Below are 26,991 nucleotides of genomic sequence, written 5' to 3'. Positions count from 1 at the left end.
CGGTCAGCCGATCAGCCGACCACCGCGGATCGCTCGTCGTAATCGTAGTCGGCGATCGCCTCGCGCAGCCGCGCAGTGGCGTTGCCCAGAAAACCGCTGACGCCGTGGCGCAGCAGCTCGGATGCGGTCCGATAATCGTTCACCGCACCCGCATACACGGGAACGCCGCGCGCATGGGCCACCTTCAGAAAGCCGTTCGTGATCTCCTTGCCGCGCAGCACGACGAAATCCATCGCCAGATCCGGCCGACCATTATCATCGCCGTTCGCGCCTCCGGCCCCGCCACCATGGGCGGTTACGCCGGAGTCCAATCGCCCGTTTCGATGCCGTTCCGGCGCAAGGCGACGCTTGCCGGCACCGCCGCCGGGCATCTTGCCGAAACCCCAGCCGATCAGCGAGGGACGCCCGCTGGCGCACAGCCCGACCTGCCAGTGCGGCCGGCGCTGCTTGAAGATGCGTACGGCACGCCTGCTCAGCGACATCACCATCAGGAGGTGGTCGTACGGCGCGCGGTCGATCACCCGGATCACCGCGCCGGCCACCGTATCGGCATGGCGGTCGTCGGTCTTGATGTCGAGCAGCAGCCCGAGCCCGTTGTCGCTGCGATTCGCCTCGGCCAACGCCTGGTGCAATGTCGGCACGCGGAACTCGACGCCGCGCTGGCGCATAGGCATGGACCGCAGCCGTTCCAGCGTCAGCTTCGACACCTTGAGATTGCGGCCCGCGGCGGAAAGACGGCCGGTGTACCGGTCATGAAAGACGACGGGGACCCCGTCCGAGGTCAGCCTCACGTCGATTTCGGCGTAATCGGCATGGTGGAACCCGGCGTCGCGAATGGCCCGCAGGGAATTCTCCGGGGCGTCCGCGTCGCCGCGATGGGCGATGACGATCGGCGCGTGCAGCGGCGGAACCGACCGCATCCCGGATACCGCGCGCTGGGCGACGGCGGCCAGATTGCAGACGATGACGGCGCACACGACCGCGATGACCACCGCGAGCACCGGCGCTCCGCGCCTCGGCCCCCATGCATGGACGCGCATTGCGCACCTCCGTTCCCTGCGGTTCCGACGGCCCCCCTGGATCCACGACTCCATGGCACGGAGCAGGCGACGCCAACGGCCGATACCCGTCATGCCACGCCCCCAACTATGCCACGGAATACCGGTCGTGCGCGATACATGTAGCCATATATGCACATGTGCCGGAGCCCGGTCGATTCACCGAGCGCCGGCACATGACAAAAGCACCCCAAGCCAATCCGGCTTCCCTTCCTGAGGGGAGAACATGCGGATCAGCTCTGGTTTCCCGCTAAAAGGGGAATCTCGTAGCATGTCCGTACACGACTAACTGATTGACCCTCCCGCTGGCGGGAGGTGGCGCGCAGCGCCGGAGGGTGGTCGAATGCTTAGCTCTGCGCTGTTTTCGACCACCCCCAGTCGGCTCGCGCCGACAGCCCCCGCCAGCGGGGGCGTGAACCACTTTGTTATGTACGCGACACACCACTGACTGCGCTAGCTACCTCAACGCCGCCGCGGCGGCGGCCGTCACAGCGCCGCGATGGCGTCGATCTCGACCAGCGCGCCCTTGGGGATGTCGTTGCCGCCGAAGGCCACGCGGGCGGGCTTGACGGAGCCGATGAACACCTCGGCGTAGCGGGCGTCGACCTCCTTGAAGTCCTCGACGTTCTTCATGTAGATGGTGGCGCGCACGACGTGCTCGATGCCGGTGCCGGCCGCGTCAAGAATCTGCTTGATGTTCTTCAGCGCCTGCGCGGCCTGCTCGCCAGCGGTCTCGCCGGCCAGCTCGCCGGTGGCCGGGTCGATGCCCAGCTGGCCGGACACGAACACGAAACCGTTCGCCTTCACGGCCTGGCTGTAAGCGCCCAGTGCCGCGGGAGCCTGCGACGTTGCGACTTCTTCCATTTTCTCGCTCATAGCTTGTCCTCCTGAAGACCTGCCTATGTTCGCATATGCGTACCCGCATATGCCGTTCGGCGCGACCTGCACCGCTCTCGCGCCCGCTTTCCAATAGTAGTCTCGGCCGGCCGCTCACCCCGCGCGCATCCCAACAGAAGAACACCGCGCCCGATGCGCGCCGACCGCCGTCTACTCGCGCTCGGCCAGCGCGGCGTCGTAGCGCAGCAGCCCGATGACGAAGATCGGGAACGCGTTGCGGAAGTCCTTGACCGACATGCACTCGTTCGCCCCGTGCGCCCCGCCGTTCTTGACGAAGGTCGGCTGCGGCGCGATCACGCCGGCCTCTCTCAGCGCGGCGATCGAGGCGGGATCCTCCGGGAATCCCGGGCCGAAGTTGATCGAATTGGGCACCACGCGCGCGTGCGTGCCGCCGCCGGTGGAGAACGGCTCGGCGGGGATGCCGGTCACGTCGTCGTACGCCTCGGTCAGCACCGTCACCTCCCAGCTGTCCTTGGGTACGTAGTACGGCGCGTCGACGGTGTGGTCCAGCATGCGCCCGCCGGCGGCGGCCACCGTGCGCTCGATGACGCCCATGATGTCGTCCGCGTTCTGGGTGACGGCGTAGCGGATGTCGAAGGTCAGCCGCAGCTCGCCGTCCTCGGTGGACGCGATGCCGAGATTGCTGGTCGTCTTGCCGGTGTCCTCGTCCTCGAAGGCGAAGCCGAAACCGTTACCGAAGGGCGGCACGATCCAGCCGTCGAGTCCGGCGAAGAACGCCCGCGTCTCGTCGTCCACCACACCGGCAGCGGCGTCGGAGCCGAGCGTCGACGCCAGTACGTGCAGGGCGCTCAGCGCGAGCTGCGGCACCGCGCCGTGCCCCGAGCGGCCGATCGCCTTGATGCGCGCGCGGCCGCCACTCAACGGCTCGACCTCGAAGGACCCGCCCTCGTCGGTGCCGGACGCCAGCAGGCCAGCGACCGCCTGCGCATCGCCATGCCAGACCATGAACGCCTCGCCGGGCACCGCGTTCGGCGCCACGCCGGCGCTGATCGACTCGATGGAGGCGGGCAGCGGCAGCGCGCAGTCGAAGCCGATCTCGCCCTTCTGCGCGTAGTTGACCGGGAACCCGCAGTCGGTGACGAGCGTGCGATACGGCGCGCCATGGGCGTCGACGTAATGCTCCATATCGTGCAGGCCGGTCTCCTCCGCGCCGCCGTACATGAGCCGCAACGCATGGTTCAGGCAGATGCCCTGGTCGCGCAGGAACCGCATGACGAACACGGCGAGCACGCACATCGCCTTGTCGTCGTGCACGCCGCGGCCGACGATGTAGCCGTCGCGCTCGTACGGCTCGAACGGGTCGGACAGCCAGCCCGGACCGGCCGGCACCACGTCGGCGTGGGACAGGATGGCGATGTCGCGGTCGGACCGCTTGTCGTCCTCGGTCGCGTACACCGACATCGCGTAGCCCTCGTGGTTGGTCGAGACGAAGCCGTACCCGGCGGCGGTGGCGGCGATCTCCTCGAACATATCGGCGACGCCCTTGCCGTACGGGGCTCCCGGCACGCCGGCGGAGTCGTCGGACACGGACGGGATGGACACCCATCGCATGAGATCGCGCTTGTACTCCCCCTCGTGCGCGTCGAACCAGTCAAGGGCCGTTTCCTTGAGCCGTTGCTCGTCATTGTTCAACATGTGAGACTCCTTGGTTCAGCATGTGTGCTTCCACATTTCCTTGTCAGAATCCAGCCTAGCGGCCACCATCCATCGCGCGTACACACAGCCGAAACACGGCATTTACACGATCATGGCGATCCTGACCCTACCATTCGATCAACCGCCTCGGCGGGGAACCAAGAAGATAGGGGGGGACAACCCATGAAAAGCAGGCTATTGGCATCGGCGGCTGCCGCCGTCGCCGTCATCACGCTGGTCTCCGGCTGCGGGGCCGGCTCAGGCACCGCCACCACGGGCGGCACCGACAGCAACGTCATCACCTTCGGCATCGGCGAGCCGCAGAACCCGCTGGTTCCCGGCAACACCAACGAATCGAACGGCTCCATGGTGGTCAACGGCATGCTGTTCACCGGCCTGGTCGCCACCAAGCCGGACGGCACGCTGATCAACGAGGTCGCCAAGGAGATCAAGGCGAACGCGGACAGCACCGTGTTCGACATCACGCTGCAGGACGGCTGGAAGTTCTCGGACGGCACGCCCGTGACCTCGGAGAGCTTCACCAAGGCGTGGAGCTACACCGCCAACGCGAAGAACGCGCAGAAGAACGCCACCTTCATGTCGGTGATCGCCGGATACGACGACCTGCAGAAGGACGGGCTCAAGGGCGACGAGCAGCTCTCCGGCCTGAAGGTCACGGACGACACGCACTTCACCGTCACGCTCAACGCGCCGTATTCGGTCTTCCCGACCATGCTCGCCTATATGGGCTTCGACCCGCTGCCCGAGGGCTTCTACAAGGACCCGAAGGGCTACGGCGAGAAGCCGGTGGGCAACGGCCCGTACAAGTTCAAGTCGTGGAGCCACAACCAGAGCATCGAAGTGGTGCCGAACCCCTACTACAAGGGCTATTACAAGGCCAAGAACGACGGCGTGACCTACAAGATCTACACCGACCCGAAGGCGCAGTACGCCGACGTGCAGGGCGGCAACCTCGACGTCACCAACACCGTCCCGGCCACCGCGCTGAAGAACCTGCTGACCGACAAGACCGTCAATGCCTACAGCAAGGCCGGCCCGAACCGCATCGCGCTCGGCATCCCCACGGATCTGAAGCACTTCTCCGGCGAGGAGGGCACGCTGCGCCGCAAGGCCATCTCCATGGCGATCGACCGCGAGACGCTGTGCAAGAAGATCATGAACGGCTTGGCCAGCCCCTCGCAGGAGTTCTCCTCGCCCACCATCAACGGCTTCTCCGACTCGCTCAAGGGCAGCGACGTGCTCAAGCACAACGCCGAGGAGGCGAAGAAGCTGTGGGCCGAGGCCGACAAGATCTCCCCGTGGGACGGTGACTTCACCATCACCTACAACGCCGACGGCGCCAGCCTCAAGGAAACCTACGAGGCGGTGGCCAACCAGCTCAAGAACACGCTGGGCATCGATGCGAAGGCGAGCGGCATGCCCACCAAGCAGGAGTACCTGACCGCGCTGAGCGACGGCACGCTCAACACCGCGTACAACGACAACTGGGGCCCGGACTACCCGTCGCTGGAGAACTACCTCAAGCCGATCTACTCGTCCTCGGCCGCCGACAGCGGATCGAACTTCGACAAGTACCGCAGCACGGAATTCGACTCGCTGCTGGACAAGGCGGCCGCCGCGTCCTCCACGGACGAGGCGAACTCGATCTACCAGCAAGCCGAAGAGGTGCTGCTGCGCGACCTGCCGTCGATCCCGATCTACAACGTGAACGCCCTGGGCGTCACGACCAAGGACCTCAAGGGCGTCGAGTTCAACTGGGGCGGCAACCCGGTGCTCTCCTTCATCACCAAGCAGTGACGCCCCGGCCTCCGGGCATAGCGCTCCATAGCGAAGCGGCATCCTCCGACACGAGGGTGCCGCTTCGCTATGCGCCGCCGGGCACGATCTACTGGTCCGTTCCGTAAATGATCAAGTGCCTGCCCCGCTGGCGGGGGCTGTCGGCAAAGCCGACTGAGGGTGGTCGAAACGCTGCAACGCTAGACATCCGACCACCCTCCGGCGCTACGCGCCACCTCCCGCCAGCGGGAGGATCAACCAATCAACCATGTACGGCACTGGCCACTACGATGCGTATCATATAGGCTCAGCTCACCCGCTCATCATCATCCACTCACCACCAACGGAAAGGCAACAATGACCACCCCTGCTCCACTGCTCACCGTCACCGGCACCCCGGCGTGCAACCTCTGGTCGCTCACCGAGGGCATGCCGCATATCAACCACGGATCGTACGGCGCGGTTCCCGCCGCCGTGCTCGACCACCAGCAGCGGCTGCGCACCCGCATGGAACAGGCGCCCTGCCAGTGGTTCCAGGAGCTGCCCGACATGCTGCGCCAGGCGCGCCTCGACACCGCCGATCTGCTGGGCATCGACCGCGACGCCATGGCGTTCGTGCCGAATGCGTCCGCCGGCGCGACCGTCGTGTGCGACTCGCTGCGCCTGCAGCCCGGCGATGAGATCCTCGTGTCCGACATGGGCTACGGCGCGGTGGTCATGGGCGCGGAACGCCATGTGCTGCGCAACGGCGGCACGCTGCACCGCGTGCACATCCCCATCGACGCGGACGACGACACGATCGTCAACGCCTTCACGGCGGGCATGAACGAGCGCACGAAGCTGGTCATCGTCGACGAGATCACCTCCGCCACCGCCATGCTCTTCCCGGTCGCCCGCATGGTAAAGGCCGCACGCGACCGCGGCATCCGCACGCTGGTGGACGGCGCGCACGCCCCCGGCCTGATCCCCGGCGATCCGATGGCGCTCGGCGCGGACTACTGGACCGGCAATCTGCACAAATTCGTCTGCAACCCGCGTGCGACCGCCGTACTGGCCGCCGCTCCCGAACACGCCGACGAGCTGTACCCGCTCATCGACTCGTGGGGCCGCAACCTGCCCTACCCGGACCGCTTCGACGAGCAGGGAACCGGTGACTACACGGCATGGCTGTGCGCCCCGTACACGCTCTCCTATCTGGACCGTGAGCTGGGCTGGGACCGCATCCGCGCGTACGCCAACACGCTCGCCGACTGGGCGCAGGAGCAGATCGCGCAGGCTTTCGCCGAGGTCGACGGCAAGGACCACGTCGAGCACCTCGCCCACCCGGCGCCGGCGATGCGCCTGGTGCGCCTGCCCGACGGCGTGGTGCGCAACGACGACGATGCGGCGCGCGTGCGCCGGTTCGTCATCGAGCAGCTGGGATTCGAAGCCACCTTCACCAGCTTCGAGGGCGTCGGCTACCTGCGCCTGTCGGCGTACCTCTACAACACCGCCGACGACTACCTGCGCTTCATCGACCGGGTCGTCCCCGCGCTGGTAGAGCTGGCCGGCAAGTCGGCCGCCTGATCCGGGGCGGCGGTGCTCGGCGCCGTATTGCGGCGAGCGCTGATGGCGACCCTGAGGGCGTCGACCTGCTGCTCGAGCTCGGCGATGCGCCGGATCTGCTGGACGATGAGGATGTCGCGCACGTCGAAACCGGGCGTCATCCTCCCCGTGAGAGCATCCGAAACGGCATCCGCATTCCAGCTCGCCGCTTCGGGCGCCATCGCAGCCGGGTCCGCTCCCCCGAACGGAGCGGCGGACGCATCCGACCTACTTCCGCTCGCATGCGCCTGCCGGCGGATGCGTTCCTCGCTGCCGCGCCACCGGCTGATCGCGCGCTCGATGCGCTTGTACCCCACCAGTTCAGGTGGCAAGCCCGCCGCGCGGAACACCTTGGTCACGGATTCGCCGGCGCGCCATTGCCGCAGGCATTCGTCCTTGAATCGGTCCGAGTATACGATCCGCGACTCCGTCGCGTTCTCCACGGCCGGCAGCCCCTTGAGATACCGGATCTCCTGCTCGCTGAACCTACGCACCTAGCACCCCCACACGCACAACCAAGTCATCACGCGACATCCGCGCACCCCGCCCTCATCACCGGAAGCACGTACAACCAACAATCAACCCATCCTCCAGTGGCATAATCCGGAACCACGTCGGTGAGTGTCATGTTGCCGAACTGATACCCGGTGAACTCGTAGTCACCATCACCCAGCAGCGTGTCCTCCAACGACACCAAGTCGTCGACCAGATTCGACGTATACGAATGATCCGCATAATTCTGATCATTACGGTACGGAGATGCATAGGAACCAACCGCATACGACTGGATGCCAGTATCCTTGCCATTCTTCAACCGGTCGAAATCGCCGGAACCGGAAGGGTTACCACCCTTGCGCAAGCTGTACATATCTCCTGCGGGGGCTTGCCAAACGGGCTTGCGATAAGGAAATTCCTTGGAATCCGGCTTGGTTTGCGGCTCTTCGCCCGTGGGTGTCAAAATCGCGGTCATGTTGTTATGGAACGTCTTCTCGTTCTCCGTCGGAACGGGATAAGCGACGACGATGCATTCATAAAGATTGGCGTCTTGCAGATCAGCCTCGGAGACATTCAGGCTGCTATTCCCCGGATACATGTATGAACTACACTCACTGTCGCTGACAAATGTTTTTTGAAATACTCCGCTCGCAGCCACGATCTTGCCGTCATTCTGCGGCGTGTCAGTGAATGTAAAATCAAACGGATGGCCATTCGTCTTATACGTAGAACTTAGCAGCCATGTGGTGTGGAACCATTCGCCGTCCTTGACATCAGCCGGCTGGGTTCCCCATGCCGGATTCCATGTGCCGGTATTATCTTTGTACGCCTTCTCGCCGGATTGCAATGTGACCGACGTGTTCCACTTGGCCGACGCGGTATTGCCCTCGACCTTGCTCGTCTGACCGTCACGCACGATCTCCAAGGTAGGCGTGAGCGATGGGGTTGAGCCGTTTGGAATCGACCAGTAGTCCGTCCTGCCAGTGTACGAGTAGTCCACGTTGATCGTGTATTTGCCGTTGCTCTTACTCGTGTCCAAGGTCTGCGGGTTCGTCACGATCCAGCTCTTGGAATCGTCGGGATCATCCTGCTTGCACAGGCCCGTGCTCTGTTGGGGAGTCGGGCAATCCGGAATCGGGATGCTGGTCGTACCGATCTGCTTACCGTCGTGCTGGTAGCCGAACAGGTACTTCGGAATCCTGATCTTGACCGAACCGGCAGGATACCCCTCCTGCACCGTCGGCACGGTGACCGCATACGCCGACGATACGGTCGTCTTGTCATTCGCCAGTTGACTCATCCTGTCGTATTGCGTCGGCGTGATCTGGTTTACGCCCTTGTCGTCCAGCTGCTGGGTGGTGCCGTCCTTCGCGCTCGTCCACGATACCGTGATCGAGCCCTTGTCGCCCGCAGCGGCAGCATCGGCAGCCGGGGCGTTATCAGCTTGTTCTCCGGAACCGGTTCCACTGCCGGTCTCGCTTCCCTGTGCCTGTGACGCGGCGTCGTTCTGCGCAGGAGTCGACGGCGACGGCGCCGCCGAATCCGCGGATTCCGAGCCGGCCTTGACCTGCTCGGAATTACCCGATCCCTTCGGAGCCTCAGTCTCGACGGTCGTTGCGGCGGACGTTCCACCGGCAGTGCTCTCCTCGGCATACGCCGGCACGGACGGCCCCGCGAACATCAACGGAACCAGCAGACCGATGCTCGCCAAGGCGGCGGTCACCGCAACGAAGCGATAAGCGATACCCCCCCCCCGGAGCGGTTTTACGCGAACCATGCAACATCATCGCACCCCAGCCTCTCCGGCCCCGCCATCGATGAACGGGACCATCTCGCTTTCAATCCTTGAACCACAACGTAGCCGCATCCATTCGACAACATACCCCCGAAGCAAGGGTGTTTTCACCGACCCCACCATGCCAGGAACCGCATGTTTGCCGAGAAACACCACTCCCCTGTCAATCTCGCATCGCACAACCGAATAGCCCCGAAAACACCCCTCAAAACAATCCGACGCCTGCGGCGATGCTTCCTCAGCGAGGAGAGCCGGCATTCATCGAGGCCACTGCCACACCAGTGCCGGAAAAAACAAAAATGAGGCGGGATTCCAAGGAATCCCGCCTCATTACCTGTGGGCTCGAAGGGATTCGAACCCTCGACCTTTCGCTCCGGAGGCGAACGCTCTATCCGCTGAGCTACGAACCCGAGCCACGCCACTACTTTACACGCCCGTATGACATACGCGTGCATCGACACCATATAGTGGCGCACATCATGTCCAAAACCGGGCACAACACGCCTTGGCGCGTCTAGACTGGTGTTATGGGCGAGAATATGAACGATTTCGAGTACGAACGCCGATTCTTCTGCCGGGCCATGCCACAGGAGCTCGACGACGGCGACGCGCCGACGCTGATCGTGCAAAGCTACTATGTGCATGCCGACAACTACGCCCTTCGCATACGGCTGCAGGCCCATAAGATCCGCTTGGAGATGACCGGCGACACCGACCCGATCGAGGTGCTTGACCGCCATCTGGAACGCTTTACCGAAGCCTTCGTCACGGTCAAGGGGCCTTCCGTCGGCGGCACGCGGTACGAGGCCGAACGCGAGATCGACCCGCATATCGCTACGGAACTCGTCAGGCGAGGCGGGTCATCGATCGTCAAGAACCGCTTCTCCGTATGGCTGAACGAAGACGGATGGAGCATCGACGTCTTCGGCGGCAAGAACGCGCCGCTGGTCGTGGCCGAGGCGGAGCGTTCCGGCCCGGTCACCAACCTGTCGATCCCGTCGTTCTGCGTGACCGAGATCACCGATCAGGCGCGGTTCAGCAACGACGGCCTTGCCGCAACGCCCTTCAGCGCATGGCGGGACGAATTCGAGCGGGAACTGGCCGCGGAAGGCCCCCGCTTCCAGCAGTATTTCGGCCGCAACCGCATGGCCTAAGCCCCGCATTTCTTAGGCACATAAACACGCATATTCGCACACTGGGCGGGCAGTCCCGAAGAACCGCCCGCCCAGTGGAAGGAACAATCGATCCGATATTCACCGATTATCAGTACATCAGCGTGGCGAGGCGGCGGCGGGCGCGCTTGAGGCGCTCATCGCTCGGCTCGGGAATCGCGAAGTACTCCAGCAGGCGCTTGCGCACCGGCTCCAGATCGGCGCGATGGCCAGCGGAGAGATAATCAAGCAGGCGGTCGAACGCATCGGCGATCTGCCCGCCGATCATATCGACATCAGCGACGGCCAGCTGCGCCTCAACGTCGTCGGGATGAGCCGCGGCTGCGGCGCGCACCTCACGCACATCCGCGGTGGCGGAGCGGGCCAGCAGCAGCGCCTTGGCCCGTTCACGGGCCGCCAACGCATCGTTCGGATCGGATTCCAGCACCTTGCCGTACGCCACGGCGGCACCGGCGTAGTCGCCGGCCTGGGCCAGCTGATGGGCCTCCATGTGCTCGGGCGGAACCTGCGATTCCGGCTGGGCCTTCGCCCCATCGTCGCCGGCGGCATCGGGATCGCCGGAATACGGCGCCGTGCCGGTCACACCGGCCTGCTGCGCCATGGTGATGAGCTTGGGAACGACCGTATCCGTGATCTGCTGCAGCTCGTCGTCGGACGGCAGCCCCTGCAGGATCGGCATCGGGCGCCCGCCGATCAGCGCGAACAGCGCCGGCGCGCCCTGCACCTGGAACGCCTGCGCGATGGAGGGGTTCTCGGCGATGTCGATGCGGGCCAGCTGAATCTGGCCGTTGAGCTTGTTGACCGCATCGCCGAGCGCGCGTGCCATGGCGAACAGCCGGTCATCGGTGGGCACCCACAGCAGCAAGACGATCGGGAACGTGGCCGAGGTGGTGACCATCGCCTGGAAGGTGTTCTCGGTGACGTCGATCACGTAGCCGCCGGCGGCCGGGGCGCCGCCCGTCTGACCGGGTTCGGCCTTCACCTGATGCTTCAACGCCTCCAGGTCGACCGCGCCCGCCAGCGAAACTCCCGGATGGAACTGCTGATCCGCCATATTGCCCTCCATGACATGCCATGCGCGGCGCGCCCGGCGCCATGCGCAACAAAAACCGGTACCGGGACACCACTATAGTCCGGCACCGGTTCAGCTGAGAAGCGAATCGGAACGTCACGCCCTCAGGCGGTTGGTATCACTCGTTTCCTGCGTCTGGCTCCCCTCAGGCCGCTTCGCATGCTCTCTCCTCAGTCGGCTCCGCCGACAGCTCCCCTCATGGAGGGGAGCCAATTAATGACACGGGATACTAGATCGCCTCGACCTTGACCACTTCGCGGTCGGCGCCGACCGCGGTGACCTGCTGGCCGGAATCCTTCGGCGGCACGTACATGGCCACCACGAAGGTGTACGTGGCCTTCAGGCCGCTGGTCGCCGTGGTATCGCCGAACAGCGCGTTCTCGTTGTCGGAGGCCGGCAGCGAGGTGCGGCCTTCGCCCGCCTGCCTGGTCCATTCCGAATTGATCTGCGCGACCACCAGGTCGCCGCCATCCGTGGACCGCATGACCTGGATCGCGCCGTCGACCGGGGTGAAGGTCTGCTGCTGCGTGCCCTTGTTGCGCTCCACGCCGGTCTGCACGTTCTGCGTCTGCTCGGCGATGGTCTGGCGCAGATTGTCATCGGCGAAATTGGCCGCGTACTGGCTGTTCGCGCCGTTGGTCAGCACATCGGCATACTGCGTGACCGCCTCCTGCGGGGTCATGGTCAGCCCGGTGTCCTTCGCGGTTCCCATCTGCGACCCGATCTTCGGCACGGCGAAGTTCGGCAGCTTCGCGCCCTGGAACAGCCTTGCCACGCCCCACAGCTTGTAGTTCTGGCGCGCGGAGTCCTGCGTCAGCACCAGCAGGCGCTTCGACTGCTGGTCCTCGGTGGTAGTGGTGATGGTGAACACGCTGCGCGGCCACCCGGAATCGGTGGGGATCACGGTCTGCGCGATGTCCTCGGGGATCGTCGCGAACTTGGACACCGATCCCGTCTTCTGCGCGATGGCGATGCGCGCGGTGTGGATCTCGAGCTGGGGCCCGGTCAGGCGCGCGGCCAGACCGTCCGTGTTCTTGGCGTCGTTCGCGGCGGACAGGGTTGCGAGGATCTGTTTGCGCAGCCGCTTCTCCTGCGCCTCGGTGAGGTCCGGCGTGGTCTTGGAGGCCGACGCGCCATCGGTTGCGGGCTTGGGGATCTGCCCCTCGCACCCGGCCAGCGACAGCGATACGGTCAGGGCCAGTGCGGCTGCGGCGATTTTGGCGATGCGCGTGGTCACTGCTGGTCTCCTTCCTGATTCGTATCCGTGTTCGTAATGGCGCTCGTCTCGCCCGTATCATCCGTTGGCGTATCGGACTGCGACTCTTGGGCGAGACGCGCGAAGTACGCCTGCAGCTCGTCCGGAGTAATCACCGACGTGGCATCGTCGCGGCCTGCATCGCCCTGGTCGGCGTCGCTCGGCGACGGCTCGGCGGGCGCCCCCGGTTCCGGCGACAATGCGCCGATCGTTCCGGCCGATGTCTGCGTGGCATTGGCCAGCGCCTGATCGGCGACCAGATTGCGCGACCCGGGATCGACGATGGTCGGCTGCTCCGGCTCGGCCACGGTCGAAGTCGTATTGGCCGTGCCCTGCGCCCGGTGCGATGCATGGCGGCGACGGCCGCGCTTCGATTTGCGGCTTGGAGCGGGCTTGAACACGGCCAGGCTGCCGGCCAGCGCCTCGCTGACGGTGACCTCCTCGGCCACCGGCTCGGAGACGACCATCCGCTTGCGGCGCTTGTGCGGCGGCATCGCGAACACGGATGCGGTCAGGATGGCCATGACCACCAGCAGACCGCCCGCGAAGTAGAACGGCATCGCGAAGTCAGGAACCGTCTGGCGGTCCCACCGAATGGCGATGTCGGCGGTCGGGGAATCCGATCCCAGGTCGATGATCGTCATCGTCTCGGTGTTCTTGACCTTGCTGTTCAGCGTGACCTTGCCGGTGCCGCATTCGACGGTCGTCCACATGTCGGAGTCCTTGAACGCGACCTCGTCGGGCTGGGCGGCGTTCGGATCGGACTGGTCAGGCTGCTGCTCGGCCTTCTTGGCCGCGGTCTTTTGGGTGTCCAGCGTCGACCAGTCGGACAGGCCGACGATGCGCGTATACGCATCATCGCCGACCCAGCCGTTCACGTCCTTGCCCGAGCCGAGCGCGATGCACACCTCCGCGTTGCCATCGGACGACGTGACGGTCGTCTTCGCCTGCTCGTCCACCAGAGGCAGCACTCCCGGATCGGTGACGACATATCGGGTCCCCTTCACCCGCGCGTCGGCCGTGATCTGTGTACTGGGCTTCCACACCGTTGCGTTCATGATGCCCAAAGCGATGCTGGCCACGGCCAGCAGCCCCATCAAAGGCGTCACCAGGCCGCGCATGATCCACGCGCGGCGGGACGGTTTTGCGCGCGTCTCGTCGTCGGTGTTGTTCCGGGGTTCCTTGTTCTGCACATTCATAACCCACCTATTCTAACAAGACAAGCTTGGGCTGTCTGTGAAGGCGCAAAATCAGGGTTGGGCGGTAAGGTGTGACCCATGCATACCAAGACATTCACGAAGCATATTCCGCAGTTTTTCGCCGCGGTGTGCGCGCTGGCCCTGACCGTCTCGCTCGGCGCGTGCGGCTCGTCCGACAGCTCCAAGGGCTCCGGCTCCGATTCCTCGTCCAACTCGTCGTCCGACTCCTCCTCCGACTCCTCCGAGGCGCTCAAGGGATTCACCCAGATCGCGGGCGTCACCGCCACCGGCGACCTCGGTTCCAAGCCGAAGGTCACCTTCCAGACGCCGACGACCTTCAAGGACAACTCCTACGCCGTGCTGCAGAAGGGCGACGGCGCCGTGATCGAGGACACCGACCGCGTGTGCACGCAGGTCGTGTTCCTCAACGGCAAGGACGGCTCCGAACTGGGCAACACCTGGGACAAGAACACGCCCGACTGCTCGCTCGACCTGACCAGCAGCAGCATCAGCTCCGCGTACAAGGAACTGATCGTGGGCCAGAAGCTCAACACGACGATCGCCATCGGCGTCAGCGACTCGAACTCCTCCGGCACCTCGTACCTCACCGTGCTCACGCTGGTCTCCAAGTCGAAGGACTACGACAAGGCCACCGGCACCGAGGTCACCGACATCCCGTCCGATCTACCGAAGGTCACCCGCGGCAAGGACGGCAAGCCGTCGATCGACATGAACGGCTATCAGGGCAGCGACAAGCTGGTCGCGCAGACGCTGGTCAAGGGCAGCGGTGCCGAGGTGACGAACAAGAACACCGTCAAGGTGAAGTACACCGGCTGGCTGCTCGACGGCACGCAGTTCGACTCCTCGTGGGACAAGAACACCACGCTTGACGCGGACACCTTCAGCGGCGGCCAGCACACCGTGATCGAAGGCTGGCAGCAGGGCATGGTCGGCCAGACCGTCGGTTCGCAGGTGCTGCTGGTGATCCCGCCCGATCTCGCCTACGGCGACAAGAAGACCGGCTCGATCCCGGCCAACTCGACGCTCGTGTTCGTGGTCGACATCCTCGCGGCGTACTGATTCGTCCGGCTGCCGCCGGCGCGATGTGCGTTGCCGGTAGCGCTCATCGCGCGCCGCCGGTGCGCATTGTGCCTTTCCGGCGCACATCACCTCATGGCCCCTTCGGGGGCCATTGTCATATCCGGGCATCCTTGCTGACTTACAGCCTGCCGCAAGCACAGCAACGGCCGTATGCCAGCACGCGATTCATCACCGAGCACCTCCCAAGCTGACATACGGCCTGCAGCGGGCCCGGCAGGGACCGTATGCCAGTAGGGGCACAATCGCCAGGTATGCGGCTTCGGGCCAAATGAGAACGGCCCGGGCCGGATGACGTGGCCCGGGCCGACTCTGAATGGCATGGATCGAGCAGGCCGGATAACGCGGTCAGAACAGGCGCAGGGAGTCGTCCTCCACGCCGCGCATCTCGTCGTAGTCGAGGATAAGGCACTCGAAGCCGCGGTCCTGCGCGAGCACACGGGCCTGCGGGGTAATGGTCTGCGCGGCGAAGATGCCGCGCACCGGGGCGAGCAGCGGATCGCGGTTGAGCAGCTCGCAGTAGCGGGTCAGCTGCTCGACGCCGTCGATGCCGCCGTGGCGCTTGATCTCGATGGCCACATGCGTGCCGTCCGCATCGGTGGCCATGATGTCGACCGGTCCGATCGCGGTCGGGTATTCGCGGCGGATCAGCTTGGCGCCCTCGCCGATGCGGTGGATCTGCGCGGCAAGATACCGCTGCAGGTGGTCCTCGACGCCGTCCTTGATCAGGCCCGGGTCCTCGCCAAGGTCGTACGATTCGTCGGAATAGATGTAGTACAGGCTCACCTCGAGGATGTCGCTGGACTTGTCGGCGGCCACACGCAGCACCTTCTCGGGTACCGGATCGGTGCCATCCGGGCTGGCGTCGTCCGGGCTGGTGCCATCCGGATTGACGTCGTCCGCAGCGTCATCCGCCATATCATCCGCCGTCTCCCGATCACCGGCGATCTCCTTGATCGTGCACGGCGCCGCCATCCAATTGAGCGGCTTGTACGATCCGAGTTCGGAGAAGATCAGCAGGCTGTTGTCGGCCTTGATCAGCAGCACGCGCTTGGCCGGGGGCAACGAGGCGGTCAGACGGCCGGAATATTCCGCGGAGCAATCAGCAACAATAATTCGCACAGGTCACCACTGTACCGCATGCCTCGCCGGCCGCCGCCCCGCTATGACGCAAGCCGCCGACGCCTCAAACCCCGCCAGCGCCTCAACCCCTACAGACGCTCCCCATACCGGACCGCCGCCGAGCGTAGAAAGTGTCCGAGAACCAAAAGTTACCCAACCTCTCGCAACGCAAAAACGCCCATCAGCGTATCAAAAAGCTGGGTAACACCACGGTTCTCGGACACTTTCTACGCCAAACAACCATTCCGCGTAGAAAACGTCCGAGAACCAAAAAGTTACCCAGCCTTTCTCTACGCAAAACCGCCCTCATGCGTAAAAAACGTCCGAGAACCACAACGTTACCCAACCTCCCACTACGCCAAAACGCCCTCACGCGTAGAAAGTGTCCGAGAACCACCTGTTACCCAAACAAACGGCACGCCGCCAAATCCACCGCCCGTCGACAAACGCAAAAGGCCTCCCCACGGATGGGGAGGCCAGAATGCCGGTCAGGCGTCTAGCGCGCCGGACCTATGCTCACATGCTCACTGCGCGTCGTCCGCACTCGAGGTGCGAACCACGTCGCGGCCGCGCTCGACGGCGATGGTGAGCCTGTTGGTATCGAAGGAGATGAATCCATCGGTAACCTCGAACGAGTGCCGCGCGCCTTGCGGATCCACGACCGTGACCGTGCCATTCTTGATGACCGTCAGCACCGGCTCGTGGTTGGGCAGGATGCCCATTTCGCCTTCGGACGCGGGAATCGTGACGGACTGCGCCGTGCCGTGCCATACGGGGTGGTCGGCTGCGACGATGTTCACCTGCAGGGTCTTGGACGATTCGGCCATCACGCACCCAGTTCCTTCTGCATGTCATGCCACTTCGACTCGAGGTCGTCGATGCCGCCGATGCCGGAGAACGCCTGCTCCGGGACGTCGTCGTACACGCCGTCGCAGATGCGGGTGAAGGCCTCGATGGTCTCGTCGGCCGGCACGTAGGAACCCGGGCGACCGGTGAACTTCTCGGCCACGTAGAAGTTCTGGCCGAGGAACTGCTCGATCTTGCGGGCGCGGTTCACGGTGGTCTTGTCCTCTTCGCCGAGCTCGTCGATACCGATCAGAGCGATGATGTCCTGCAGCTCCTTGTTACGCTGCAGAATCGCCTTGACGCGGTTCGCGCAGTCGTAGTGAGCCTGGCCCACATAACGCGGATCAAGGATTCGCGAGGTGGAGGCCAGCGGGTCGACGGCCGGGTAGATGCCCTTCGACGCGATGTCGCGGGACAGCTCGGTGGTCGCGTCGAGGTGGGCGAAGGTCGTGGCCGGGGCCGGGTCGGTGTAATCGTCGGCGGGCACGTAGATGGCCTGCAACGAGGTGATCGAGTGGCCACGGGTCGAGGTGATGCGCTCCTGCAGCGAACCCATCTCATCGGCCAGGTTCGGCTGGTAGCCCACGGCGGAAGGCATGCGGCCCAGCAGCGTGGAGACCTCGGAACCGGCCTGCGTGAAGCGGAAGATGTTGTCGATGAACAGCAGCACGTCCTGGTTCTGCACGTCGCGGAAGTACTCGGCCATGGTCAGTGCGGTCAGCGGCACGCGCAGACGGGTTCCCGGCTGCTCATCCATCTGGCCGAAGACCAGTGCGGTCTTCTCCAGCACGCCGGCCTCGCCCATCTCGCCGATCAGATCGTTGCCCTCACGGGTACGCTCGCCGACGCCGGCGAAGACGGACACGCCGCCGTGGTTCTGCGCCACGCGCTGGATCATTTCCTGGATCAGCACGGTCTTGCCGACGCCGGCGCCGCCGAACAGGCCGATCTTGCCGCCCTGCACGTACGGGGTCAGCAGATCGATGACCTTGATGCCGGTCTCGAACATCTGGGTCTTGGACTCCAGCTGGTCGAATGCCGGCGGCTTGCGGTGGATGGGCCAGCGCTCGGTGACGGTGATGGTCTCATCGGCCTTCTTGTTGAGGACATGACCGGTCACGTCGAAGACGTGGCCCAGCGTCACATCGCCGACGGGCACGGAGATCGAGCTGCCGGTGTCGTGGACGGAAGCGCCGCGGACCAGGCCGTCGGTGGGCTTGAGCGCCACGGCGCGCACGGTGGAATCGCCCAGGTGCTGTTCGACCTCAAGCGTGATCGTGTGCGCGGTCTCGCCTTCCTCGTGGGCACCGGTGTTGGTCAGTTCCACAGTGAGGGCGTTGTAGATATCGGGCAGGTGGCCCACCGGGAATTCGACGTCGATAACCGAACCCTGGATACGCGTCACACGTCCATTGATCGGCTCTGCAGCCGTCTCGGGAGCCGCTGTGGTCTGATTCTCAGCCATATGCGTTCCTACTCTTCCTTTGTGTTCAGCGCGTCGGCGCTGCCGATGATTTCGGTAAGTTCCTGGGTGATCGATGCCTGGCGCGAGGCGTTGAGCTTGCGGGTCAGCGAGTCGATCAGGTTGCGTGCGTTGTCCGTAGCCGTGTGCATGGCGTTCTGGCGGCTCGCCGTCTCGGACGCCGCCGCCTCCAGCAGGCACTCGTGGATGCGCGACTGGATGTACTTCGGCAGGATGGCGTCCAGCACTTTATCCAGGCTCGGCTCGAAGCGGTACAGCGGGCGAACCGTGGTATCCGGCTCGCCGGCCTCGCTTTCGCGCGACATGTCCGGACCGGACTCGACCTTGGCCTCGACGACCTCCACGGGGAGCATGCGCAGCACGCGCACCTTCTGCACCACCATGTTGATGAACTCGGTGTAGACGATGTAGAGTTCGGAAACCCCACCCTCGCTGGCCGGCTTCATGTAGGCGTCCATCAGAGCCTTGGAAATGGCCTCGGCGACTTCGACGCCAGGCTTGTCGGTATCACCCTCCCATGTGCTGGCGATCGCGCGGTTGCGGTACTTGTAGTACGTTACGCCGCGGCGGCCATACACGTAGAGCTGCGGCTGCTTGCCGGCGTTGTCAAGACGGGCGAGCAGTTCCTCGGTCTCACGGATGATCGACGAGGTGTACGCGCCGGCCATGCCACGATCCGCCGTCAGGGCGAGGACGGCAACCCGGGGGTTGTCCTCCTCCTTCCTGACGATCGGATGCGTGATGCGCGAGTGGGATACCACAGCCTGAACGGCATCGAAAATCGCATCGGCATAGGGCTTCGCATTCAGGGCCACGTCACGTGCCTTAGCGATATGCGAAGACGCGATCATCTCCTGGGCGTTGAAAATCTTCTCCAGCGATCCCGTAGAGGCGATCCTGCTCTTCAATGCGAGTTGCGATCCCATGGGCTACTTCTTTTCTCCGGCCATCGGGTGCTTGTTCGGATCATGCTCGGGCTTGTCGGCCTTGGCGACGATCCTCTCCTGCTCCACCGGCGTGGGCTTCGCGGGCGCGGCCTGCTTCTCGACCAGCGGCTTGCCGGTCTTGGTCACGTAGGTCGCACGGAACGCATCAACGGCCTTGTCCAGCGCGGCCTCGGTGTCGGCCGTGAAGTTCTCGGTGTCGCGGATGGTCGTGAGGATGTCGGTGTTGTGGTCGAGGTAATCCAGCAGACCCTTCTCGAAGGGCAGCACGTCGGCGATCTCGAGATCGTCGAACTTGCCGTGGGTGCCGGCCCACACGGACACGACCTCCTGCTCCATCGAATACGGCGAGAACTGCGGCTGCTTCAGGAGCTCGGTCAGACGGGCGCCACGGTTCAGCTGGGCCTTGGACGCCGCATCCAGATCGGACGCGAACATGGCGAAGGATTCCAGCGAGCGGTACTGCGCCAGGGAGATCTTCAGCGTGCCGGAGACCTTCTTCAGAGCCTTGGTCTGCGCGGCGCCACCGACTCGGGAGACCGAGATGCCGACGTCCACGGCAGGACGCTGGTTGGCGTTGAACAGATCGGACTGCAGGAAGATCTGGCCGTCGGTGATGGAGATCACGTTGGTCGGGATGTAGGCGGACACGTCGTTCGCCTTGGTCTCGACGATCGGCAGACCCGTCATCGAGCCGCCGCCCAGGTCGTCGGAGACCTTCGCGCAGCGCTCGAGCAGACGGGAGTGCAGGTAGAACACATCACCCGGGTAGGCCTCGCGCCCCGGCGGGCGGCGCAGCAGCAGCGAGATCGAGCGGTAGGCCTCGGCCTGCTTCGACAGATCGTCGAAGACGATGAGCACGTGCTTGCCGTTGTACATCCAGTGCTGGCCGATGGCCGAGCCGGTGTACGGGGCGATGTACTTGAAGCCAGCGGAATCGGACGCCGGGGAGGCCACGATGGTGGTGTACTCCATGGCGCCGGCCTCTTCGAGGCTCTGCTTGACCGATGCGATGGTCGAGCCCTTCTGGCCGATGGCCACGTAGATGCAGCGCACCTGCTTCTTCGGGTCGCCGGAGGCCCAGTTCGCCTTCTGGTTGATGATCGTGTCGATCGCGATGGCGGTCTTGCCCGTCTGGCGGTCGCCGATGATCAGCTGGCGCTGGCCACGGCCGATCGGCGTCATCGCGTCGATGGCCTTGAGGCCGGTGGACATAGGCTCGTCGACCGGGTGGCGGTGCATCACGTCCGGGGCCTGAGCCTCGAGAATGCGGCGCCCTTCGACGCCCTTGATCTCCCCCAGACCGTCGATCGGGTTGCCCAGCGGGTCCACGGTGCGGCCGAGATAGCCGTCGCCGACGGGCACGGAGAGCACTTCGCCGGTGCGTCGGACCTCCTGACCTTCCTCGATGCCTGCGAAATCGCCGAGGATAACCACGCCGATCTCACGGGCGTCAAGGTTGAACGCCAGGCCGAGCGTGCCGTCCTCGAAGGTCAGCAGCTCGTTGGCCATGCAACCAGGCAGTCCCGTCACATGCGCAATGCCGTCGCCAGCCGTGGCCACATAGCCCACCTCCTGGGTGGGAGTGTCCGACGGCGTGTACGACTCGACGAACTCATCGAGCGCCTTGCGTATCGTGGTGGGATCAATGGTAAGTTCTGCCATGATCACTCCTTGTTGTGTTTTGTTTTGACTGGTAAGTCTTGTCAGTCTCAGGCCTGCGCCTTGACTGTGCGCTGCAGCTTCTGCAGCTGCGCGACCACTGTGTTGTCGGTGACCTCGTCGCCGACCTGGATGCGCATGCCGCCGATGACGCTCGCGTCGACCACCGAGTTGATGTGCACCCTGCGCCCGACCTTGGCCGAGTAGATGTCGATCAGCTTGTGGATTTGCTCGTCGGTCAGCGGCGTCGCCGTGGTGACGGTGATCATCGATTCGCCCATATGGCGCGAATACTTGTTGATGAGCCACTGGATCGTCGACAGGTACCGACGACCGCGCAGATTGCAGGTGGCGTGCTCCGCCAGACGCTTGGTCACCTTGTTGAGGCCGCTGTCCTCAAGCACGCTGTCGAGCAGCTTGACTCGGGCTTCGGCCGGCACGGTGGCGTCGTAGAGCTTGGAGCGCAGGACCGGCAGCGTCAGCAGGGCCGAGTGCAGCTTGGCCAGCTCGACCGAGACCTTGAGCGTGGTGTCGGTGGCGTCGCTGTAGTACATCATCGCGTCCACACCGAAGTCCTCGACGGCGTTCGCGATGTCCCTGGCGCGGCTCCACTTGCGATCGACCAGATCGGTCATGATCTCCATGGTCATCGGATGGGCGACGTCACCGAGCAGCGCCTTGAGCACCGTGACCTTGTCGGCCACGGGCCTGGACGGATCGGTGAGCGCGCGTTCAAGCCGGACATTGTGGTCGAGCACGTTGGTGATCGAGAACAGTTCGTTGCCGATGCGCCATGCATCCTCGCCCGTGTCACGCAGCCTGGGCGCCAGCGAGTCGCGCGATACGCGATCGGCGATGCGCGATGCTTCTCCTCGCATTGGTCACCTCCCTTTCTTACTGCTTGACGTCACTTCTTGTCGCTGCCCATGCCGTCGATCAACTGGTCGATCATCGACGACTGGACCTTCTCGTCCTCAAGCTTGGCACCGAGGATCTTGCCCGCCAGAGCGGTGGCCAGCGCGCCGACCTCGCCCTTCAGGCTGACCATCGCCTGCTGGTGCTGCGACTCGATGGAGCGCTGCGCGTTGGCGGTGATCTGAGCCGCATCGGACTCGGCACGAGAACGGGCGTCGGCGATGATGTGCGAAGCCTCGGCACGGGCGTCATCACGGATCTTGGACGCCTCGACGCGCGCGTTGCTTAGCTGGGACTCGTACTTCTGCTTCGCGGCGTCCGCATCCTTCTTGGCCTGCTCGGCCTTGGCGATGTTGCCTTCGATCTTCGCCGCCCGCTCATCGAAGATGGCGTTGAATTTCGGCATGAAGAACTTGTAGAAGAACAGCGCGACGATGACAAGGATGATCAGGGACCACACGATGTCGTAGACCTGCGGAATGAACAGCTTGAGGCCGTCACTTGCGGCTATTGTCATCATGAAGCCCTCCTTTCAATGTCGAATGGAAAACGGGTGAATCGTCGCTTGTCGTCTCACGCAACGATCAGCGCGGCCACGAAGCCGAGCAGGCCCAGCACCTCGACCAGGGCGAGGCCGATGAACATGATCATCTGGATCTTGCCGCTCACTTCGGGCTGACGAGCGGTGGACTCCATCGCCTTGCCGAACAGGATGCCCAGACCGAGGCCAGGGCCGAGGGTCGCGAGGCCGTAGCCGATGACGGAGAGGCTGCCGGAGACCTGAGCGAGAGTAATGATGTCCATTTCTGTTTCCTTTCTAACGTAACCGTTAAAAAAACTTGTTCTGTTGTTCCGGTTCGTTGGTTCGCCCGGGGCAACTGTTGGATTGGTGTTCTTCAGTTATCGGATGCACGTCAGTGCAAGTGTTCATGTCGCGGGCGCGCTGTCTGCGCGGGCCGCGAAGGTGGGGAGGGACGCGGGCGGCGCCTCACTCCTCCGGGTAGCTCATGCTGATGTACACCGTCGAAAGGATGGCGAACACATAGGCTTGCAGGAAGGCGACGAACGCCTCGAAGAGGGTGAGCACCAGGCCGAAGATGAACCACAGCATGCCGACGGGGATGCCCGCGAGCTTGTTGGATGCGTCGATGACCCAGAACTGCGCGAACGCCAGACAGGACGCCACGAGCAGGTGCCCGGAGATCATGTTGGCGAACAGACGGATGGTCAGCGAGGCGGGGCGGATCAGCACCAGCTCGCACAGCTGGATCGGAGCCAGCAGGATGTACACCGGCCACGGCACGCCCTTGGGGAAGCACTCGTCGCGGATGTAGCTCCACAGGCCCTTCTCACGGGCCGCGGTGACCCAGTACTGGACCAGCACCCACACGGCGAACAGCAGCGGCATGACCACCGTGGCGGTGGCCGCCATGTTCATGCCGGGGATGATGCCGCACAGGTTGAACACGAAGATCGTGAAGAACAGGGTCGAGATCATCGGCACGAAACGCTTGCCGCGCACCTCGCCCATGACCTGGTACACCACGCTGTCGCGCACGAAGTCGATGCCCATCTCGACGACGCCCTGCCAACGCCCGGGAATGAGCTTGGCCCGCTGCGCCGTGATGCCGAGCACCACCAGCAGCACGATGGTCGCCACGATGCGGATCAGGATGATGCGGTTGATCGCGAACGGGGTCCCCTGAAACAGGATCTCTGGAGGAAGAAAATCATTGACTGTTGGCAGCTCAGGGCTTTTTTCGGCAGCTAACAGCATGCCCATACCGACTGCATCTACCATTTCACGCCTCCTGCTTCTTGTGTCAGGTGTCAGTTTAGCCCAACGGGCGGGACGAATGTGACGCAACAGTTACTTTCGTCGGGCCGTTCTCGAAGTCCCCATGGCGGGGCACGGAGCCGCTGCCAGGCATTCGACTCCGAATGGCTGAGATAGGATTATTAGCCCGCGTCTAGACAACCCCAATGAAGCCTTATTTTCCAACAGTTCCACCGGCGTGTCGCAACCGCTTCGGCCACTAGGCACGGCGGGTGTCGAATGACGCATTTCATGGCGCCGAGGACGGTCAGGAAAACGCTTTCCACTTTCGGCGCAAACGTCCACATGGTGAATCCCGGCGGTCAGCGCGTGATCACGCCGTACCCGTCACGCTCGAACGGAGCGAAGCCGTCGGACCGGGGGCTTCCCGGCTCATGGCGGAGCGAACGATCGGTGCCGAGCCGCTTTTCGGCGCGCAGCTGCGGCACCTCGGTCAGGTCGTACGGCGTGGTCTGGTAAATCCAGTTCAGCCAGTTGCGCCACAGCAGGTTCGCGTGCGCGCGCCAGGCGAACAGCGGCTCCAGCGACGGATCGTCATGCGGGAAGTAGTTCTCCGGGAACGGCACGTTGGTCATGCCCTTGGCCATGTCCCGCTCGTACTCCTCGGCAAGCGTGTACTTGCCGTACTCCCAGTGGCCCAGCGCAAACACCTCGGAGAAATCCCGGGTGGCGATCAGGCCGGGGCCCGAGCGCGGCCCCCAGGTGAGCACCTGCAGGTTCGCGTTGGCGGCGACGTCGTCCTCGCTCACTCCGGCGAGCCGCGAGTGCGGCTGCAGGATGATCTCGTCGAAGCCGTTGGTCAGGAAGCAGTACTCGTCCTGCAGGTACTGGGGGAAGACCCCGAAGATCTTTTCGGGCAGGTCGACCTTGCGCACGCCATATCGGTAATTGAGTGCCCCCATCGCCCCCCAGCACAGATACATGGTGGAGAACACATGCGTCGAGGCCCAGTCGAGAATCGTCTTGAACTCGTCCCAGTAGTCGACCTGCTCGAAGGGCATATGCTCCACGGGCGCGCCGGTGACGACGAAGCCGTCGTAATAGTTGTCCTTGAACGCGGCGAGCGTCTCGTAGAACTTGACCAGATGATCGGCGCTCACATGCGTGGCCTCGTGCGTGGAGGTCTTCATGAAATCGATCTCCACCTGCAGCGGCGACTTGGAGATCAGGCGCAGCAGCTGCGTTTCCGTCTCGATCTTCTTGGGCATGAGGTTCAGAATCACCAGCTTGAGCGGGCGCACGCGCTGGCGCTCCGCTTCGGGCTTCTCGAGCGCGAAGATGCGTTCCGAGTCGAGGATGGCACGGGCCGGTAGGCCGCTGGCGATTTTGATAGGCATATTTCCAATTATGAACGGTCCTTGGATATTGCGGCATGTTGCCGCCGACGGCGAATCGACAGCTGTGGGAGGAGCGCGGAAGGGGCAACCTTCGTCACGACACGCCGATTTGACATATATCAATCCGCACCTATTGTAGATAGAGCTGTCACAAAGACAAGCCGACGCGGGGTGGAGCAGCTCGGTAGCTCGCTGGGCTCATAACCCAGAGGTCCATGGTTCAAATCCATGCCCCGCTACTAGTTAAGGCTAGGAATCGCAATGATTCCTAGCCTTTTTGTTTTCCGACCGACTCGGCGCAGCTGCCGGTTCTGGACAAAATCTGGACAAACTCGCCAAACACGACCACCATCGACCAGCCCGAATCAAACACTTCACCGACTTTTCTGAAGTGCGTTGTACCGCTTCCAGTCATCAACCGTAGGGCTCGTTAGACGTCCCGCCCTGTCGTTCACAGCGAGGATTGGGTCAATCAATGCGGAATATCGATACCGCTTACCGTCCTCGGACATAATCTGAAGATATTGTCGTTCGACTGACTCCTCGATTTCAACGTCGGATTCCACGAGGTCATGGTGAATCGCGCACATCTCAAGAACCGCAGCCTCAAGGTACTCGAACTTATCTCTGTAGAGATCAGCAGGGGAGAAACCATATTCATCAGTCCGATCAGAAAGAGAATAACGCGACCAATTTTCAACTACGTCTTCGATGATATTGATAAATTTTGATAGCTCTTTTGCTCTATCAATCTCTATAGAGCCAATACTCCTATCAGTAACCACTCGCAGAAATCCTGAATCCAAATCGAAGCCATTATCCGGATTTATGATGTAGCTCCTTAGCGTTTCCTCACAATAAGCATTTGATTCCGGCTCACTTTTGCCACCATTTATTTTCTCCCAATAAGCACAGGCCGTATTCATTCCTTTGTTGTAAGCAATCCACCCTATACGCTTCATAGCTTTGACCGCAGTAAGGAAATCCGGTGCTACAGGACTGAAGACAACCGTTTCTCCGTCAATGGCGGCGGAGCATATCCATCCTGTTTGCAGCATCCACCAACGTTTATCGCTCATTACGTCCCGAGCCATTTCAGTCGACGATTTGCGCACATTTGTTTGCATCAGTGACGACTGAATCCGTCTTGGAAACATCAGTGCGCTCTCATTGATCGCATCCATTATCTGAGATTCTTTTTCAACATCAGCAAGATCTCTGCGCAGACGCCAATATGGCATGTACTTTTTCAGCTTCGGCAAAGAGTATTGCGGATTACTTAGAATCCTCAGCACATCATCACCGCTAAGTTTGGTGCGGCCGGTGAATATGTTCTTCGCACGGTCCTTACTGAAACCTAGTTGCTTGCCCAGCTCCTCTTGCGTCATACTTCGATCTTCCCCGGCCTTTTTTAGCGCCTGCATCAAGAGCTTGCTGTCAATCTCCATTTTTCTGAAATCCTTCTAAATGGCTTATTAACAAGGAAACCACACCTTTTAAGTGTAAATACTACACCATCTTTGGAGACGTATAGCCACTCTTGCGGTTGCATGGAATCACAGCGAAATAAAACGAAAGGAGGTGATCAGGTGGACAGTGACAACACACCGCTCTTGCACGCGGATATCCTGCGCGCAGTCAGCAAAGAAGGTCGTCCCTATGAGTGCGTCGAGGTGAAACTCGGCGACACACCCGTGGGCCGTATCTTCCCCCGTCCGCTCGAAATGGCGGCAATCAAACAGGCTCTCGGATGCTGAGAGCTGACTA

The 26,991-nt window shown here is 63.2% G+C and carries 24 protein-coding genes and 2 tRNA genes; 6 read left to right on the top strand and 20 right to left on the bottom strand.

Annotated features, from left to right (window positions below):
• Window positions 1-11: 11 nt before the first annotated feature.
• From BBSC_RS01630 to BBSC_RS01620, 3 genes are all read right to left on the bottom strand, one after another.
• A complete protein-coding gene (locus tag BBSC_RS01630) occupies window positions 12-1,040 on the bottom strand; it encodes a glycerophosphodiester phosphodiesterase family protein (RefSeq protein WP_051923226.1) in 1,029 nt (342 codons plus the stop codon).
• Between the two features lie 504 nt (window positions 1,041-1,544).
• Window positions 1,545-1,934 (bottom strand): Rid family detoxifying hydrolase, encoded by a 390-nt coding sequence (locus BBSC_RS01625; RefSeq protein WP_033517994.1) that lies wholly within the window; start codon window positions 1,932-1,934, stop codon window positions 1,545-1,547.
• A 171-nt stretch (window positions 1,935-2,105) separates the two neighbouring features.
• Window positions 2,106-3,611 (bottom strand): Sapep family Mn(2+)-dependent dipeptidase, encoded by a 1,506-nt coding sequence (locus BBSC_RS01620; RefSeq protein WP_033517993.1) that lies wholly within the window; start codon window positions 3,609-3,611, stop codon window positions 2,106-2,108.
• Between the two features lie 183 nt (window positions 3,612-3,794).
• On the opposite strand from BBSC_RS01620, the gene BBSC_RS01615 reads away from it, so the two are divergent.
• Both BBSC_RS01615 and BBSC_RS01610 read left to right on the top strand, forming a co-directional pair.
• Window positions 3,795-5,429 carry a peptide ABC transporter substrate-binding protein gene (locus BBSC_RS01615; RefSeq protein ID WP_033517991.1) on the top strand — a complete coding sequence of 545 codons (1,635 nt, stop codon included), beginning with the start codon at window positions 3,795-3,797 and terminating at the stop codon, window positions 5,427-5,429.
• A gap of 336 nt (window positions 5,430-5,765) precedes the next feature.
• Window positions 5,766-6,974 carry an aminotransferase class V-fold PLP-dependent enzyme gene (locus tag BBSC_RS01610; protein WP_033517989.1) on the top strand — a complete coding sequence of 403 codons (1,209 nt, stop codon included), beginning with the start codon at window positions 5,766-5,768 and terminating at the stop codon, window positions 6,972-6,974.
• Here the strand turns inward: BBSC_RS01610 and BBSC_RS01605 are convergent.
• The 3 genes from BBSC_RS01605 to BBSC_RS01595 form a co-directional block, all read right to left on the bottom strand.
• Complete coding sequence (locus tag BBSC_RS01605; protein WP_051923227.1) at window positions 6,908-7,486, bottom strand: hypothetical protein; 579 nt, start codon at window positions 7,484-7,486, stop codon at window positions 6,908-6,910. The two genes, BBSC_RS01610 and BBSC_RS01605, sit on opposite strands and share 67 nt — an antisense overlap.
• A 29-nt stretch (window positions 7,487-7,515) precedes the next feature.
• Entirely contained in the window at window positions 7,516-9,264 is a 1,749-nt protein-coding gene (locus BBSC_RS01600) for a hypothetical protein (RefSeq protein ID WP_033517987.1), read from the bottom strand.
• A 355-nt stretch (window positions 9,265-9,619) separates the two neighbouring features.
• A tRNA-Arg gene (locus tag BBSC_RS01595) sits at window positions 9,620-9,692 on the bottom strand.
• Between the two features lie 117 nt (window positions 9,693-9,809).
• Here BBSC_RS01595 and BBSC_RS01590 point away from each other — a divergent pair.
• Complete coding sequence (locus BBSC_RS01590; protein ID WP_033517985.1) at window positions 9,810-10,436, top strand: hypothetical protein; 627 nt, start codon at window positions 9,810-9,812, stop codon at window positions 10,434-10,436.
• Between the two features lie 109 nt (window positions 10,437-10,545).
• On the opposite strand, the gene BBSC_RS01585 is transcribed toward BBSC_RS01590, so the two are convergent.
• The 3 genes from BBSC_RS01585 to BBSC_RS01575 all read right to left on the bottom strand — a co-directional run bounded on the left by BBSC_RS01585 (window position 10,546) and on the right by BBSC_RS01575 (window position 13,980).
• Entirely contained in the window at window positions 10,546-11,508 is a 963-nt protein-coding gene (locus BBSC_RS01585) for a tetratricopeptide repeat protein (protein WP_033517983.1), read from the bottom strand.
• Between the two features lie 247 nt (window positions 11,509-11,755).
• The gene (locus BBSC_RS01580; RefSeq protein ID WP_033517982.1) at window positions 11,756-12,763 is read right to left on the bottom strand and encodes a hypothetical protein; all 1,008 of its coding nucleotides are present in this window, start codon (window positions 12,761-12,763) and stop codon (window positions 11,756-11,758) included.
• Window positions 12,760-13,980, bottom strand: a complete 1,221-nt coding sequence (locus BBSC_RS01575) for a hypothetical protein (RefSeq protein WP_046726108.1) — start codon at window positions 13,978-13,980, stop codon at window positions 12,760-12,762. The genes BBSC_RS01580 and BBSC_RS01575 overlap by 4 nt, the downstream gene beginning before the upstream one ends.
• Window positions 13,981-14,058: 78 nt before the next feature.
• On the opposite strand from BBSC_RS01575, the gene BBSC_RS01570 reads away from it, so the two are divergent.
• Window positions 14,059-15,060 carry an FKBP-type peptidyl-prolyl cis-trans isomerase gene (locus tag BBSC_RS01570; RefSeq protein ID WP_033517980.1) on the top strand — a complete coding sequence of 334 codons (1,002 nt, stop codon included), beginning with the start codon at window positions 14,059-14,061 and terminating at the stop codon, window positions 15,058-15,060.
• Window positions 15,061-15,426: 366 nt separating this feature from the next.
• Here the strand turns inward: BBSC_RS01570 and nucS are convergent, their stop codons facing one another.
• The 10 genes from nucS to BBSC_RS01520 all read right to left on the bottom strand — a co-directional run bounded on the left by nucS (window position 15,427) and on the right by BBSC_RS01520 (window position 25,224).
• Window positions 15,427-16,200: an endonuclease NucS gene (gene nucS, locus BBSC_RS01565; protein ID WP_033517978.1), complete on the bottom strand. Its 774-nt coding sequence runs from the start codon at window positions 16,198-16,200 to the stop codon at window positions 15,427-15,429.
• A gap of 524 nt (window positions 16,201-16,724) precedes the next feature.
• On the bottom strand, window positions 16,725-17,027 hold the full coding sequence (locus tag BBSC_RS01560; protein WP_033517976.1) for a F0F1 ATP synthase subunit epsilon: 303 nt from the start codon (window positions 17,025-17,027) through the stop codon (window positions 16,725-16,727).
• Window positions 17,027-18,511, bottom strand: a complete 1,485-nt coding sequence (atpD, locus tag BBSC_RS01555; protein ID WP_033517974.1) for a F0F1 ATP synthase subunit beta — start codon at window positions 18,509-18,511, stop codon at window positions 17,027-17,029. Before atpD ends, BBSC_RS01560 begins: the two co-directional genes overlap by 1 nt.
• An 8-nt stretch (window positions 18,512-18,519) precedes the next feature.
• The gene (locus BBSC_RS01550) at window positions 18,520-19,455 is read right to left on the bottom strand and encodes a F0F1 ATP synthase subunit gamma (protein ID WP_033517972.1); all 936 of its coding nucleotides are present in this window, start codon (window positions 19,453-19,455) and stop codon (window positions 18,520-18,522) included.
• A gap of 3 nt (window positions 19,456-19,458) precedes the next feature.
• Window positions 19,459-21,138 carry a F0F1 ATP synthase subunit alpha gene (gene atpA, locus BBSC_RS01545; protein ID WP_033517970.1) on the bottom strand — a complete coding sequence of 560 codons (1,680 nt, stop codon included), beginning with the start codon at window positions 21,136-21,138 and terminating at the stop codon, window positions 19,459-19,461.
• Between the two features lie 47 nt (window positions 21,139-21,185).
• A complete protein-coding gene (locus tag BBSC_RS01540) occupies window positions 21,186-22,013 on the bottom strand; it encodes a F0F1 ATP synthase subunit delta (RefSeq protein ID WP_033517969.1) in 828 nt (275 codons plus the stop codon).
• A 29-nt stretch (window positions 22,014-22,042) separates the two neighbouring features.
• Window positions 22,043-22,567: a F0F1 ATP synthase subunit B gene (locus tag BBSC_RS01535; RefSeq protein ID WP_033518041.1), complete on the bottom strand. Its 525-nt coding sequence runs from the start codon at window positions 22,565-22,567 to the stop codon at window positions 22,043-22,045.
• 56 nt (window positions 22,568-22,623) lie between these two features.
• Window positions 22,624-22,854 carry an ATP synthase F0 subunit C gene (gene atpE / locus BBSC_RS01530; RefSeq protein ID WP_033517967.1) on the bottom strand — a complete coding sequence of 77 codons (231 nt, stop codon included), beginning with the start codon at window positions 22,852-22,854 and terminating at the stop codon, window positions 22,624-22,626.
• Window positions 22,855-23,038: 184 nt separating this feature from the next.
• The gene (gene atpB, locus BBSC_RS01525) at window positions 23,039-23,851 is read right to left on the bottom strand and encodes a F0F1 ATP synthase subunit A (RefSeq protein ID WP_033517965.1); all 813 of its coding nucleotides are present in this window, start codon (window positions 23,849-23,851) and stop codon (window positions 23,039-23,041) included.
• 338 nt (window positions 23,852-24,189) lie between these two features.
• Complete coding sequence (locus BBSC_RS01520) at window positions 24,190-25,224, bottom strand: homoserine O-succinyltransferase (RefSeq protein ID WP_033517963.1); 1,035 nt, start codon at window positions 25,222-25,224, stop codon at window positions 24,190-24,192.
• Window positions 25,225-25,389: 165 nt separating this feature from the next.
• Here BBSC_RS01520 and BBSC_RS01515 point away from each other — a divergent pair.
• A tRNA-Met gene (locus BBSC_RS01515) sits at window positions 25,390-25,463 on the top strand.
• A 135-nt stretch (window positions 25,464-25,598) separates the two neighbouring features.
• Here BBSC_RS01515 and BBSC_RS01510 read toward each other — a convergent pair.
• Window positions 25,599-26,672: a helix-turn-helix domain-containing protein gene (locus BBSC_RS01510; RefSeq protein ID WP_033517961.1), complete on the bottom strand. Its 1,074-nt coding sequence runs from the start codon at window positions 26,670-26,672 to the stop codon at window positions 25,599-25,601.
• 141 nt (window positions 26,673-26,813) lie between these two features.
• Between BBSC_RS01510 and BBSC_RS01505 the strand changes: the two genes are divergently transcribed.
• Window positions 26,814-26,981, top strand: a complete 168-nt coding sequence (locus BBSC_RS01505) for a hypothetical protein (RefSeq protein WP_231649071.1) — start codon at window positions 26,814-26,816, stop codon at window positions 26,979-26,981.
• Window positions 26,982-26,991: the final 10 nt, after the last annotated feature.

The sequence above is a fragment of the Bifidobacterium scardovii JCM 12489 = DSM 13734 genome (genome assembly GCF_001042635.1).
Lineage (GTDB): Bacteria > Actinomycetota > Actinomycetes > Actinomycetales > Bifidobacteriaceae > Bifidobacterium > Bifidobacterium scardovii.
This window is presented reverse-complemented; position numbering and strand designations above follow the sequence as displayed.